This is a genomic window from Dactylosporangium sp. NPDC051485 (assembly GCF_040682015.1).
In the GTDB taxonomy this organism is placed as follows: domain Bacteria; phylum Actinomycetota; class Actinomycetes; order Mycobacteriales; family Micromonosporaceae; genus Dactylosporangium.
The window spans coordinates 57,379-69,919 of sequence record NZ_JBFAZW010000023.1; the positions used below are offsets into that span (position 1 = coordinate 57,379).

Genomic DNA, 12,541 nt, shown 5'->3' on the forward strand with positions numbered 1-12,541 from the left:
AGCCCCCTTGACGTTCTCGTACCGCGCACTCGTCCATGCCCGATTATCCGCCCTGGCGCGTTTCTCGGGTGGCCCGCATCGGTGCTGCCGGGGTTCTGTTTGCGCCATTTGCCATTGTGCGTTGCTGTTCGGGGCCGTGATTTCGGCTGGATTCTGGGATAGTGAGATGCATGGGGCAGCTCCAATTGTTCACCAGGGCGGAATTGGCTGCCATGCGCGATAGAACCAGGTCGCGTCGGTATTCTCCGGCGATGGAGCAGTTTCGCCAGGACCATGCGAGGCATCGATCCTGGGGATTGGTCAGGCGGCACGCCGAGCGGCTGCGTCGCGTGCGCGGTGACACCCCGCCACCGGTCGGTGAACAGCGGGACGGCTCGATGCGCGAACCGGCGCCGCCCGCGCCGTCGCAGACCGCGCCGCCCGCGCCGTCGCAGACCGCGCCGCCCGCGCCGTCGCAGACCGCGCCGCCCGCGCCGTCGCAGACCGCGCCGTCTTCGCCGCCGCTGGTCACGCTGCCTTTGCCGCCGTCCGCGCTGCCTTTGCCGCCGCTGGTCACGCCGTCTTCGCCGCCGTCTTCGCCGTCTTTTCCGCCGCTGGTCACGTCGCCTTTGCCGCCGTCCGCGCCGTCTTCGCCGCCGCTGGTCGTGCAGCCTGAGCAGGTTGGAGATCGCGCGAGTGGCAGCATGGCGCATGACGGTGATCCCGCGTCGCACGAGGCGAACGGCGTCCTGCGGCCCGGCCCCGTCTCGAAGCGTCGTGGCGCATCCGCACCATTGCCGCGCAGGCCTGTCGGTGCGGCAACACGCGCAACGGTGGCCGGCAATATGCGGCACCCAATGCATTGCCGTCGTCGTTCGGCAATGCCACGCATGTCAGGATGCCGTTTCCTTCAAGGCCCCCGAAGTCCGGCATTGGACAACTGCTATCCCAATGGACCGCCGGCGCCGGACGCGCCTTGAACTGGGACGCGCCGGCCTCGGCCCGGGTGTGAGAGTAAGAACGCCCGCGTAGCCGAGGGGTGCTCAGACGCCCGCAGGGCGGAGGGACGGCCCGCGGTGTGGTGCGGCAGGAAGGGGCGGCCGCGCGGGTGCCGCGGGTGGAGGGGGCAAGGCCCGCGGTGTGGTGCGGCAGAGAAGGGGCGGCCCCGCGGGTGGAGGGAGCAAACGCCCGCGGTGTGGTGCGGCAGGAAGGGGCGGCCGCGCCGGTGCCGCGGGCGGAGGGAGCAAGGCCCGCAGTGCGGCGCGGCAGAAAAAGGGCAGCCGCGCCGGTGCCGCGGGCGGAGGGGGCAGCGGTCAGCCCAGGGTCTTGGCGACCTCGGCGGCCCGGGCCGCAGCCTGGGCCTTCATGTCCCGCTTCAGCTCCTGCGGCAGCGAGAACACGAGCTTCTCCTGCGCCGTGGTGATCTCGGCCACGTCCGTGAAGTCGCGCGCCGCCAGGAAGTCCAGGACCTCCATGACCAGTTCCTCGGGCACGGAAGCGCCGGAGGTCACGCCCACGGTCGTTGCGCCCTCGAGCCAGGAGTCCTGGATCTCGGAGGCGTAGTCGATCAGGTAGCCGGCCGAGGCGCCGGCGTCGACGGCGACCTCGCGCAGGCGCTGGGAGTTGGAGGAGTTCTGCGAGCCCACCACCAGGACCAGGTCGCAGTTCGGGGCCATGGCCTTCACGGCGTCCTGGCGGTTGGAGGTGGCGTAGCAGATGTCGTCGCTCGGCGGGGACATGAGCAGCGGCAGGCGGTGCTTCAGCCGGGCCACCGTCTCCAGGGTCTCGTCGACCGAGAGCGTCGTCTGCGACAGCCAGACCACCTTGGAGGGGTCGCGGACCGTCACCTTGTCCACGCCGTCCGGGCCGTCGACGAGCTGGATGTGCGCCGGGGCCTCGCCCGTCGTGCCGATGACCTCCTCGTGGCCCTCGTGGCCGATGAGCAGGATGTCGTAGTCGTCGGCGGCGAAGCGGCGGGCCTCCTGGTGGACCTTCGTGACCAGGGGGCAGGTGGCGTCGATCGCGCGCAGGTTGCGGCCCTTGGCCTGCTCGTGGACCTCCGGGGCGACGCCGTGCGCGGAGAAGACCACGATCGCGCCCTCGGGGACCTCTTCGTTCTCCTCGACGAAGATCGCGCCCTTGGCCTGCAGGGTGCTGACCACGTGCTTGTTGTGCACGATCTCCTTGCGCACGTAGATCGGCGCGCCGTACAGGTTCAGCGCCTCTTCCACGGTCTGGACCGCCCGGTCCACACCGGCGCAGTAACCGCGGGGCTTGGCGAGCAGGACGCGCTTCGAAGCAGTCACCCCGCCATCGTACGTGCCCACCGCGCCCCCCTTCCGGTCCGCAGCAGCGGCAGGACCGAGCCCAGGGCGGCCAGCAGCGCGCACACGCCCACGATCGAAGCCAGGGTGACCCACGGCATGACCAGCGTCACAGGGGCGCCGATCTCGTCCTGCAGGCCGGCCCGGCTCTCGAAGAGCGCGGGGACCGCCACGGCCAGGCCGAGCAGCGCCCCGATGAGCACGCTGAGCAGCGCCTCGCTCACCACGACCCGTGCGGCCTGGGCGCGGGTGGCGCTGGCCCGGTGCAGGGTCAGGAACTCCGGCCGCCGCGCGTGCGTGGCCATGAGCAGCGTGTTGGCCACGGCCAGCGCCGTGTACCCGACGGAGATGCCCAGCAGCACGGCCAGGAACAGGTCGATGAGGTCGCCCTCCTTGGCGGCCTTGCGCTCGACATACGCCCGGGCCGTCATCCGCTCGGCGCCGGGCGCCGGGACGAAGTCGCCGGAGAGGTAGACGACATCCGTGAGGGCGGCCGGGTCGTGGGCGCGCAGCAGGTCGCGGGGGAGCTGCAGAGTCAGGGAAGAAGCGGAGACCGAAGCGACGGTCACCGGGAGCACCGAACCGTCGGCGAAGCGCAGCGGCACCGACCGGCCGGCCGTCCAGCCCAGCGACGCCGGGGCGACCAGGCCCGCAACCTCGGTGCCGGTGGCGTCGAGTGGCTCGCCGGACTCCAGGTACACGGTGCTGACCAGGTCCGACCGGCCGGGCTGGGCGCGGACCGCGGCCTCGGACAGGCCGGGCGCGTGCTCGGCCCGCGCGGCCACCGCCGACTCCGGGATCTTGGCCGTGTCCTCGATGCCGACCGCCTCGTCCGCGGTCTGGAAGGTGCCGACGAGCAGCACCGCGAAGCCGACCGCGGCCAGCACGGGCGCGGCGGTCGAGGCCACCCGGCGGGCGGAGACCCGCGCCCCCTCGCGCAGCAGCAGGCCGGTCGGGCCCCTGCGGGCCGGCCAGGTCACCACCCGCACGACCGGCACCACGACGACGGGGGCCAGCAGGGCCGCGGCAACCAGCAGTACCATCGCGGAACCCAGCACGACGGTGGGCTTCTGCTCGGCGCTGGAGCCGGGCAGGAGCAGCGCCAGGCCGCCACCGCAGAGCAGCAGCGCAGACCCGGCCACCCAGCGCGACAGCGTCATCGGGCGCGGCTCGGCGGCGGCGACCCGCAGCGCGTCCAAGGGCCGCACCCGCGAGGCCCGGCGGGCCGAGAGCCACACTCCGAGCACGCCCACGACCAGTCCCACGGCCAGCGCGGTCAGCGGTGCCCACCAGGTGAAGCCCACCCGGAAACCGGTCGGCTCCAGGCCCACGGCCACGAACGGGCCGGCCAGCAGTGGGGCCAGCGCCGCGCCGAGCAGCGCGCCCGGGATGCCGGCGCCGAGCGCGACCAGCGCGACCTCGGCCAGCAGCATCCGACGGACCTGGCCCGGCGTCGCCCCGACCGCGCGCAGCAGGGCCAGCTCGCGGCGGCGCTGGGCGACGGAGAACGCGCAGGTGGAGGCGACCACGAAGATCGCCACGAAGGCGCCGACGAGCACGGTGGCGATGATCAGCTGGGCGCCGATCCAGCGGGTGCTCCGGTCGCCCTCGGGCTCGGCCGCGGCCCGCGCGTCGCCGGTGAGCGCGGTGCCGAGGCCGTCGAGCAGGGCGGGCAGCCGGGCCGCCACGTCGTCCGGGCGGGCGCCCGGGTCCAGGCGCAGGCCGATGTACTTCACCCCGCCGGCCAGCCCGCGCGCGGTGGCCTCGTCGACGTAGTACCCCGGCCGGTCGATCGTGCCGGTCACGGTCCACGTCGCCGGGCCGGCCGCGGTGAGCACGGGCAGCGCCGCACCCACCGGCAGCCCGAGGGCGGCGTCGACCACGACCTCGCCGGGCTTCTCCGGCGCCTTTCCGCTCCCGAAGGTGTACGTCGTGAGCCCGGCCGACCCCCACCCGCGCCCGGCGTGCAGGGAGCCGGTGGCGTCCCCGGCGGGCCGGCCGCCCACCAGCCGCTGCACGTAGAAGGGCCGGTCCGGCACCGCCGCGGCCACCCCGGGCACGGCGGCGAGCCTCGCGACCAGCCCGTCGACCTCCTCGGCCGACCACGGGCGGTGGGTCGGGAAGCCCCCGTCCGGCGGGTCGTACCGCGGCGCGGCGACGAGCACCCCGGCCCCCGAGAGCTCGGCCGGCACGCGGGGCCGCGCCGAGGCCCACAGCGACAGGCTGCCGGCCACGACCGCGACGCCCACGAGCAGCGCGACGAAGGTGCCGAGGAAGGAGCCCCAGCGGTACCGCAGCATCGAAAGGCTCATCGGGACTCCAGGCGGGCCATGCGGGCCGCGATCGCCTCGGCCCCGGAGGGCTCGCGCAGCTCGTCGACGATGCGCCCGTCGGCCAGGAACAGCACCCGGTCGGCGTGCGCGGCGGCCAGCGGGTCGTGGGTCACCATGACCACCGTCTGCGCGTGCCGGTCGACCGCGGCGCGCAGCAGCCGCAGCACCTCCCGCGAAGCGGCGTTGTCCAGGGCGCCGGTCGGCTCGTCGGCGAAGAGCACCGCGGGCTCGCTGACCAGGGCGCGGGCGATCGCCACCCGCTGCTGCTGGCCGCCGGAGAGCTCCCCCGGCCGGTGCCGGGCCCGATCGGCCAGCCCGACCTCGGCCAGCACCGCGCGGACCTGCCCGGGCGCGGCCCGCCGGCCGGCCAGGCGCAGCGGCAGCTCCACGTTCTGCTCGGCGCTGAGCGCCGCGACCAGGTTGAAGGACTGGAAGACGAAGCCGACCCGGTCGCGGCGCAGCCGGGTCAGCGCCTTCTCGCTCAGCGGGGTGAGGTCCACGCCGTCGATGAGCACCCGGCCGTCGTCGACCCGGTCGAGCCCGGCCGCGCAGTGCAGCAGGGTCGACTTGCCGGAGCCGGACGGGCCCATGACCGCGGAGAAGCTGGCCGGGGAGAACCGCACGGAGATGTCGTCGAGGGCGGTGACCGCGTGCTCGTCGGAGCCGTAGCGGCGGGTCACCGACCAGAGCTCGACCGCCTGGTGCGTCTGCAGTGTCGTCATCACGCCCTCCGATCGAACCGGGTCGAGGGCCCCGGCACAGTCGCGCGGCGGTGAGGCTTGCGGGTAACGCCAGCACTACCGCGCGCGGCCCCGCCCCACCGGTACCGTCGCAGCATGCAGCCCCGATCCGTCATGGAGGCGCTGCGGCTGCCGCCCGGCAGGTTCCTGACCTCCTGGTGGCCGTGGCGGTCGCTGGCCTACCTGACCACGGGGGGCCTGGTCGGCGTGGTCGCCGGCGCGGTACTGCTCGGCCTCCTGCTCGCCGGCGCCGCGCTGAGCCTGGTCGTCATCGGGCTGGCCGGGTTCGTCGCCGCCGCGCTGTCCGGCGTGGCGGTGGCCCGCGTCGAACGGCGCCGGCTGCGGCTGGTCGACGACGTCCGGCTCACCGACCCGCACCGGGCGCCCGAGCGGCCCGGCCTGCGGGCCTGGGTGACGACCCGGCTGGGCGAGCCGGCCACCTGGCGCGAGCTGGGCTACACGATGCTCATGACGACCGCCCTGTGCTGGCTCGACGGCCTCGTGGTGGGGCTGTGGGCGTGGGTCGTCTCGGCGCTGGCGTGCGGGCCGCTGTACATCCACGACTCCCCGATGCTGCTGGTCCTCACCGGCTCGGTGTTCGGCGTGGCCCTCGGGGTCGTGCTGCTCTATCCGCTCAGCGCCTGGGCGGCGGCCCGCGCGGCGATCACCGTCGCGGTGCTCGGCCCGCGGATGGAGTTCGACCCGCGGCTGACCGAGGTGGCCCGGTCGCGGGCCCGGCTGGTCGACGCGTTCGAGGTGGAGCGCCGGCGCATCGAGCGCGACCTGCACGACGGCGCCCAGCAGCGGCTCCTGGCCCTGTCGATGCAGCTCGGCCTGGCCCGCCTGGAGCTGCCCCCGGGCGCGCCGGGGTCCGAGCCGGTGGGCCGCGCCCACGAGCTGGCCAAGGAGGCGCTCGCCGAGCTGCGGGAGCTCATCCGCGGCGTACACCCGAAGATCCTCGCCGACCGCGGGCTGCACGCCGCCCTGCGCGAGGCCGCTGACCGGGCCCCGCTGCCGGTCGACGTCGAGGTGGCGCTGCCGACCCGGCTGCCCGGGGCGGTCGAGGCGTGCGCGTACTTCGTGGTCGTCGAGGCGCTGGCCAACGTGGCCAAGCACAGCGGCGCGAACCGGGCCCGGGTGGTCGCCTCGCTCGGCGGCGGCCGGCTCACGGTGCAGGTGCGCGACGACGGCCGGGGCGGCGCCGACCCGGCCCGCGGCACCGGTTTGTCCGGCCTGGCCGACCGGGTGGCCGCCGCGGGCGGGACCGTGGCGCTGGCCAGCCCGGCCGGTGGGCCTACGGTGGTGCACGTGGAGTTGCCTTGCGGGTCGTGATCGCGGAAGACGGGGTGCTGATCCGGGAGGGCATCGCGGGCCTGCTGGGCCGCTTCGGCCACGAGGTGGTCGCCGCCGTCGGCGACGCGCCCGCGCTCGTGGCCGCCGTGCGCGAGCACCGGCCCGACCTGGTCGTGACCGACGTGCGGATGCCGCCCGGCTTCAGCGACGAGGGGCTGCAGGCCGCGATCGCACTGCGGGTCGAGGACCCCGCGCTGCCGGTGCTGGTGCTGAGCCAGTACATCGAGCAGACCTACGCCGCCGAACTGCTCGAGTCGGGCCGCCGCGCGGGCGTCGGCTACCTGCTCAAGGACCGCATCGGCGACGTGGCCGACTTCGCCGACGCGGTCGCGCGGGTCGCCGCCGGCCACACCGTCGTCGACCCGGACGTGGTGGCCCAGCTGCTCGGCCGCCGCCGCGACCCGCTGGCCCGGCTCACCCCGCGGGAGCGCGAGGTGCTCGGCCTGATGGCCGAGGGCCGCTCCAACGCGGCGATCGCCCGCGCCCTGGTGGTGAGCGAGGCGGCGGTGGCCAAGCACATCAACGGGCTGCTGGCCAAGCTCGACCTGCCCCCGGACGACGACATGCACCGGCGGGTTCGCGCGGTGCTGGCCTACTTGCGTGACTAGGGTGTCATGGTGACCGACCTCGGGGGCGACAAGTCGACGAGCGACAAGCCTTGGCCGGTTCGCGTGGTCAGCCAGAAGATCGGGCAGTGGATCGGGCGGCTGGGCTGGATCTGGATCGACGGACAGGTCACCCAGATCGTGCGGCGGCCCGGCACCAACACGGTCTTCATCACGCTGCGCGATCCGTCGGCCGACCTCAGCCTCAGCGTGACCACCAACCGCGACGTGCTCGACCTCGGCGCGCCGCAGCTCACCGACGGGGCCCGGATCGTGGTGCACGCCCGGCCCGAGTTCTACGCCGCCCGCGGGTCGCTGAGCCTGCGGGCCGACGAGATCCGCCAGGTCGGACTGGGCGAGCTGCTGGCCCGCCTGGAGCAGCTCAAGAAGCTGCTGCAGGCCGAGGGGCTGTTCGCCCGGGAGCGCAAGCGGCGCCTGCCGTTCCTGCCGCGCCGCGTCGGGCTCGTCACCGGCCGGGCCAGCGCCGCGGAGCGCGACGTGCTCATGAACGCGCGGCGGCGGTGGCCCTCGGTCGACTTCCGGGTGATCAACGTGGCGGTGCAAGGTCCTTCCGCGGTACCGCAGATCATCGACGCCCTCGCGGTGCTGGACCGCGACGAGACGGTCGACGTCATCGTGCTGGCCCGGGGCGGCGGATCGGTCGAGGACCTGCTGCCCTTCTCCGACGAGGCGCTGTGCCGGGCGGTGTTCGCCTGCCGCACGCCGGTCGTGTCGGCCGTCGGGCACGAGACCGACGTGCCGCTGGTCGACTTCGTCGCCGACGTGCGCGCCTCCACCCCGACCGACGCGGCCAAGCGGGTGGTGCCCGACCTGGGCGACGAGCTGCGCCTGATCGCCCACGCCAAGCAGCGCCTCGACCGGGCCCTGCGCGGCCTGCTCGACCGGGAGCAGCACCGGCTCGACGCGCTGCGCTCCCGGCCGTCGATCGCCCGGCCGCTGACCATGGTCGAGCAGCGCCAGGCCGACGTGGCCGCGCTGCGCGACCGCGCCGCCCGCACCCTGCGGCACCGGCTCGACCGGGCCGGCACCGAGCTCGAGCACACGCTCGCCCGCCTGCGCACCCTGTCGCCGTCGGCCACGCTGCAGCGCGGCTACGCGATCGTGCAGCGCCCGGACGGGGCAGTGGTGCGCAACCCGGCCGAGGTGTCCGCCGAGGACCGGCTGCGCATCCGCCTCGCCGAGGGCGAGCTCATCGCGACCGTGGAGGAATAGATGTCCCGCCGCCTGCAGGAGTACATGCTGGCCAGCGCGTCCAGCGGCCGCGAGGTCGTGCGCGCCGGGCCGTTCACGGTGACGATCACCGCGCACGACTCCAACGTGTACGTCAACTACGCCATCCCCGACCCGGGCGCCGAGCCGACGCCGGCCGACGCCGCCGCGCTGGTCGAGGCGTTCACCTCCCGCGGGCGGGCGCCGCGGCTGGAGTACCTGCCCGGCCTCGCCCCGGCCGTCGAGCCGGCGCTGCTGGCCGCCGGGTTCGTCGTCGCCGACCGGCTGCCGCTCATGCAGTGCCCGCCCGGCGAGGACCGCGACGCGCCGCTGCCGGCCGGGTTCGAGCTGGTCGCGCCGCAGACCGAGGCCGACGTCGCGGCGCTGCTGACGGCCCAGTACGAGGCCTTCGGCGAGCCGGCGCCGGGCCCGGAGCACGTGGCGGCCAACTGGGCCAAGGCCGCCCAGGGACAGATCCAGGTGATGGCCCGCGAGATCGCCTCGGGCGAGACGGCCGGCGGCGGCATGGCGATCGCCGTGCGCGACGGGATCTCCGAGGTGGCGGGGATCGGGGTGCGCCCGAAGTACGAGCGGCGGGGCCTCGGCGCGGCGATCACGCTGCACCTGACGCGGGCGGCGTTCGCGGCCGGGGCGACGCTGGTCTACCTGACCCCGGGCGGCGAGCCCCAGGAGCGGGTCTACGCGCGCGTGGGCTACCGCCGCACCGACTCCGTCCTGTTCCTGTCGTACGAGGGGGCCCTGTGAGCGACGCGATGACGTACGAGGAGGCCCGGGCCGAGCTGGCCACCGTGGTCGAGCGGCTGGAGTCCGGCGGCTCGACGCTGGAGCAGTCGCTGGCGCTGTGGGAGCGCGGCGAGGAGCTGGCCGCGATCTGCCAGCGCTGGCTCGACGCGGCCCGGGCCCGGCTGAGCCCGCCGGAGGCCTAGCCTTGTAGCCCCATGTAGCGGGCCTGCGCCCGCATCTGGTGCTCGAAGAACTCGGCGCGGTTGTCGACGGTGTTGCGCATCTGCCCGAAGCTCTCGAAGCTCACCTGCCCGAAGAGCGTGACCCAGGCGGACAGCCCGCGGGCCATCGTGGTGACCGGCACGCCGGGGGCGAAGGTCTCGGCGACCCGGCCCACGTCCCCCGCCGAGCCGTCCGGCAGGGGCGGGTCGTCGTTCGGGGCCAGCGCGCCGGCGTCGGCCGCGTCCTGCAGGACCCGGCCGAGCACCCGCACCGCGCGGGTGGCGGCGACGACGGTGTCCTCGGGGGCGTGGTAGCCGGGGACGGGGCTGCCGTAGATGAGGGCGTACTCGTGCGGGCGCTCCAGGGCCCACCCGCGCACCGCCCTGGCGACGGCGAGCCAGCGGGCCGTGTGGGCTTCGCGCGGTACCGCCGCCTCGGCCTCTTCGACGCAGCCGCCCAGCGCGTTGTACGCGTCCAGGATCAGGGCGGTGAGCAGCTCGTCGCGGCTGGCGAAGTACCGGTAGATGGCCGAGCTGACCACGCCGAGGTCCCGGGCGACGGCCCGCAGCGACAGGTTCGCGCCGTCGGTGGCGAGGTGCCGCCGGGCGATCTCCTTGATCTCTTCGGTCATCTCCGCCCGCACCCGGGCCCGGATCGAGTTCGCCTTCACGCGGCCCATCATGACACACGATCCATTTAGAGAGCACTGCTCTTGATTTTTCGACACCATGCGTCCTATGCTCTGTTGCGAGAGCGGTGCTCTCAATTGGAAGCAGGGGAGAACATCATGCAGGTCGTCATCGGTTCGGGCGCGGTCGGCACCGCCGTCGCGCTGCGCGTCGCGGAGTCCGGCGACGAGGTCCGCGTGGTGACGCGCAGCGGCGGAGGGCCGCACCACCCGCGCGTCACCAGGATCAAGGCGGACGCCGCCGATGGGGCCGCCCTCAAGCGGATCGCCAAGGGCGCGACCGTGATCTACAACTGCGCGAACCCGCAGTACTTCGAGTGGCCGACCGCCTGGCCCCCGCTGGCCGACGCCATGCTGCGCGCGGCCGAGGCGAACGACGCCGTGCTCGCGATCATCGGCAACCTGTACGCCTACGGCCCGGTCGACCGCCCCATGACCGAGGACATGCCGCTGGCCGCCCGCACCGTGAAGGGCCGCGTGCGGGTCAAGATGTGGCAGGACGTGCTGGCCTCGGGCGTGCGCACCCTGGAGGTGCGCTCGTCGGACTGGATCGGCTCGCAGTACTCCCTGCTCGGGCTGGCGCTGCCGGCCATGCGGTCGGGGAAGACGGCCTGGCTGCCGGCCGCGCTGGACGTGTCGCACACCTACACGTACGTCGGCGACGCCGCCCGGACGCTGGTGGAGCTGGCGCCGCAGGCCAAGGCGTGGGGGAAGGCCTGGCACACGCCCTCCGTGGCGCCGATGACGGCCCGGGAGCTGCTGACCCGGGCGGCGTCGATCGCCGGGCTCGGGGCGCCCAGGCTGCGGTCGTATCCGAAGGTGGCGATGCAGGGGGCGGGGCTCTTCGACAAGATCGCCAAGGAGTTCCTGGAGGTGCGCTACCAGCACGTCCTGCCGTTCGTCATGGACTCTTCCCGGGTGACTACGGAGTTCGGTCTGACCGCGACTGCGCTGGACGACTCGCTGCGGGCGGCTGTGCAGGCCTAAATCCGAAATGTCGGGCCTCGTTCCTCGGCCCGACATTTCGGATTTATACCCCGACAGGCCTTATAGCCGATTCTTTGGACGGTTCTTGCAGGTTTCGTACAGGTTCCGTCCAGGGCTGAGCCCCAAGGTCCACATATGTATCTGCGTCGAGCCCTGCTGGCGATCGCCACGGTGATCGCCAGCGTCCTGGCCGTCGGCCTCGCACCGACCGGGGCCATGGCCGCAAGCTGGAGCGGCCGCTGCTATGACGGCCTGGCCAACTCCTGGAAGGTTTCGCTGCCCGGCAAGTCGGACCTGGACATCAACGCCATGCCGTGCGTCTACATCAGCGGCAACCAGCTCTACGCCTCGGTCATCCTGGACTGGATCAACGACCAGGCCCCGCCGGTCGGCAGCGGGCACAAGTTCGACGGCTTCATCGTGCGCGCGAACTTCGAGGTGCGCCCGAACGGGAGCTCCACCGACACCATCTTCACCCACACCGACTGCAACATCACCAGCACCATCAACTCCAAGTGGTCCGGCATCTACACGTGCAAGACGCCGGTCTACACCGGCTACAGCTCGGCCTTCGACTACTCCGGCGACGGCTGGGCCCAGTGGGACGTGGACAACGACGGCAAGGGCTGGCTGACGCCGCGGCAGTTCGTCGGCTCGCCGCTGCTGTACTGACGGGGGTACACGAAATGAAGAAGCTCGTGTGGTATTCGCTGGCGGCGCTGCTGCTGCTCGTCGGCTTCACCCCGGCGCCGGCCTCGGCCTCGGCCGCCGGCTACGTCGAGAAGTGCACATTCGCCGCGAACAAGAAGAGCCTCAACCTGCCGGGGAAGACCGACATCACCGTGCACGGCGACACCTGCATCTCGCACAACGGCCCGTACCTGTACGCGACGCTGAAGTTCTCGTGGTGGGCCAACGCGGACTTCCCAGTCGGCAGCGGCCACAAGTTCGACGCGTTCTACGTCGTCACGACGCTGGAGCGCCGCCCCAACGGGGTGGCCGCCGACACCATCATCACCGACAAGAACTGCGACGTCACGACCAAGATCAACGCGTCGTGGAGCGGCTACTTCGAGTGCACCACGGCGCTCTACAGCGGCTACAGCTCGGCCTACGACTGGTCGGGCGACGGCTGGCTCCGTTACGACATCGACAACGACGGCGCCTCGTTCGCCGTGTTCGATCTGACGGGTTCCCCGCTCATCACCTGAGCCGTGGGGGGGGGGGGCCCCCCGCGGCCCCCCCCCCCCCCCCCCCCCCCCGGGGGCCCCCCCCCCCCCCCCCACCCCCCCCCCCCCCCCCCCCCCCCCCCCCCCGCCCCCCCCCCCGCCCCCGC

At 73.7% G+C, this 12,541-nt stretch carries 13 protein-coding genes; 8 read left to right on the forward strand and 5 right to left on the reverse strand.

Annotated features, from left to right (window positions below; genetic code table 11):
* Window positions 1-43: 43 nt before the first annotated feature.
* The 4 genes from AB0M46_RS15940 to AB0M46_RS15955 all read right to left on the reverse strand — a co-directional run bounded on the left by AB0M46_RS15940 (window position 44) and on the right by AB0M46_RS15955 (window position 5,358).
* Window positions 44-685, reverse strand: a complete 642-nt coding sequence (locus AB0M46_RS15940; protein ID WP_363336475.1) for a hypothetical protein — start codon at window positions 683-685, stop codon at window positions 44-46.
* A gap of 607 nt (window positions 686-1,292) precedes the next feature.
* Complete coding sequence (locus tag AB0M46_RS15945; RefSeq protein WP_363336476.1) at window positions 1,293-2,306, reverse strand: 4-hydroxy-3-methylbut-2-enyl diphosphate reductase; 1,014 nt, start codon at window positions 2,304-2,306, stop codon at window positions 1,293-1,295.
* The gene (locus tag AB0M46_RS15950) at window positions 2,282-4,615 is read right to left on the reverse strand and encodes an ABC transporter permease (protein WP_363336478.1); all 2,334 of its coding nucleotides are present in this window, start codon (window positions 4,613-4,615) and stop codon (window positions 2,282-2,284) included. Before AB0M46_RS15950 ends, AB0M46_RS15945 begins: the two co-directional genes overlap by 25 nt.
* Window positions 4,612-5,358 (reverse strand): ABC transporter ATP-binding protein, encoded by a 747-nt coding sequence (locus tag AB0M46_RS15955; protein ID WP_363336480.1) that lies wholly within the window; start codon window positions 5,356-5,358, stop codon window positions 4,612-4,614. The genes AB0M46_RS15950 and AB0M46_RS15955 overlap by 4 nt, the downstream gene beginning before the upstream one ends.
* Window positions 5,359-5,472: 114 nt before the next feature.
* Between AB0M46_RS15955 and AB0M46_RS15960 the strand changes: the two genes are divergently transcribed.
* Genes AB0M46_RS15960 through AB0M46_RS15980 form a run of 5 tightly spaced genes read left to right on the forward strand, consistent with a single transcriptional unit; the run spans window position 5,473 to window position 9,511 of the window.
* Window positions 5,473-6,708, forward strand: coding sequence for a sensor domain-containing protein (locus AB0M46_RS15960; RefSeq protein ID WP_363336482.1), 1,236 nt, complete (start codon window positions 5,473-5,475; stop codon window positions 6,706-6,708).
* Window positions 6,696-7,337, forward strand: a complete 642-nt coding sequence (locus tag AB0M46_RS15965) for a response regulator transcription factor (RefSeq protein WP_363336484.1) — start codon at window positions 6,696-6,698, stop codon at window positions 7,335-7,337. The genes AB0M46_RS15960 and AB0M46_RS15965 overlap by 13 nt, the downstream gene beginning before the upstream one ends.
* A 6-nt stretch (window positions 7,338-7,343) precedes the next feature.
* Complete coding sequence (xseA, locus tag AB0M46_RS15970) at window positions 7,344-8,567, forward strand: exodeoxyribonuclease VII large subunit (RefSeq protein ID WP_363336486.1); 1,224 nt, start codon at window positions 7,344-7,346, stop codon at window positions 8,565-8,567.
* A complete protein-coding gene (locus AB0M46_RS15975) occupies window positions 8,568-9,329 on the forward strand; it encodes a GNAT family N-acetyltransferase (RefSeq protein ID WP_363336487.1) in 762 nt (253 codons plus the stop codon).
* A gap of 8 nt (window positions 9,330-9,337) precedes the next feature.
* Window positions 9,338-9,511 (forward strand): exodeoxyribonuclease VII small subunit, encoded by a 174-nt coding sequence (locus tag AB0M46_RS15980; protein WP_363336577.1) that lies wholly within the window; start codon window positions 9,338-9,340, stop codon window positions 9,509-9,511.
* On the opposite strand, the gene AB0M46_RS15985 is transcribed toward AB0M46_RS15980, so the two are convergent.
* The gene (locus AB0M46_RS15985; protein ID WP_363336489.1) at window positions 9,508-10,200 is read right to left on the reverse strand and encodes a TetR/AcrR family transcriptional regulator; all 693 of its coding nucleotides are present in this window, start codon (window positions 10,198-10,200) and stop codon (window positions 9,508-9,510) included. The genes AB0M46_RS15980 and AB0M46_RS15985 overlap by 4 nt on opposite strands.
* Window positions 10,201-10,317: 117 nt before the next feature.
* Between AB0M46_RS15985 and AB0M46_RS15990 the strand changes: the two genes are divergently transcribed.
* The 3 genes from AB0M46_RS15990 (at window position 10,318) to AB0M46_RS16000 (ending at window position 12,416) form a co-directional block, all read left to right on the forward strand.
* Window positions 10,318-11,205 (forward strand): NAD-dependent epimerase/dehydratase family protein, encoded by an 888-nt coding sequence (locus tag AB0M46_RS15990; RefSeq protein WP_363336491.1) that lies wholly within the window; start codon window positions 10,318-10,320, stop codon window positions 11,203-11,205.
* 135 nt (window positions 11,206-11,340) lie between these two features.
* On the forward strand, window positions 11,341-11,877 hold the full coding sequence (locus tag AB0M46_RS15995; protein WP_363336493.1) for a hypothetical protein: 537 nt from the start codon (window positions 11,341-11,343) through the stop codon (window positions 11,875-11,877).
* Between the two features lie 14 nt (window positions 11,878-11,891).
* On the forward strand, window positions 11,892-12,416 hold the full coding sequence (locus AB0M46_RS16000; protein WP_363336495.1) for a hypothetical protein: 525 nt from the start codon (window positions 11,892-11,894) through the stop codon (window positions 12,414-12,416).
* Window positions 12,417-12,541 lie beyond the last annotated feature (125 nt).

Bases quoted from the DNA above. Each gene is read 5' to 3' on its own strand.
- AB0M46_RS15940 (WP_363336475.1), bottom strand. From the start codon at position 685: ATGCTGCCACTCGCGCGATCTCCAACCTGCTCAGGCTGCACGACCAGC.
- AB0M46_RS15955 (WP_363336480.1), bottom strand. From the start codon at position 5,358: ATGACGACACTGCAGACGCACCAGGCGGTCGAGCTCTGGTCGGTGACC.
- AB0M46_RS15990 (WP_363336491.1), top strand. From the start codon at position 10,318: ATGCAGGTCGTCATCGGTTCGGGCGCGGTCGGCACCGCCGTCGCGCTG.
- AB0M46_RS15980 (WP_363336577.1), top strand. From the start codon at position 9,338: ATGACGTACGAGGAGGCCCGGGCCGAGCTGGCCACCGTGGTCGAGCGG.
- AB0M46_RS15950 (WP_363336478.1), bottom strand. From the start codon at position 4,615: ATGAGCCTTTCGATGCTGCGGTACCGCTGGGGCTCCTTCCTCGGCACC.
- AB0M46_RS15975 (WP_363336487.1), top strand. From the start codon at position 8,568: ATGTCCCGCCGCCTGCAGGAGTACATGCTGGCCAGCGCGTCCAGCGGC.
- AB0M46_RS15960 (WP_363336482.1), top strand. From the start codon at position 5,473: ATGCAGCCCCGATCCGTCATGGAGGCGCTGCGGCTGCCGCCCGGCAGG.
- AB0M46_RS16000 (WP_363336495.1), top strand. From the start codon at position 11,892: ATGAAGAAGCTCGTGTGGTATTCGCTGGCGGCGCTGCTGCTGCTCGTC.
- AB0M46_RS15995 (WP_363336493.1), top strand. From the start codon at position 11,341: ATGTATCTGCGTCGAGCCCTGCTGGCGATCGCCACGGTGATCGCCAGC.
- xseA (WP_363336486.1), top strand. From the start codon at position 7,344: ATGGTGACCGACCTCGGGGGCGACAAGTCGACGAGCGACAAGCCTTGG.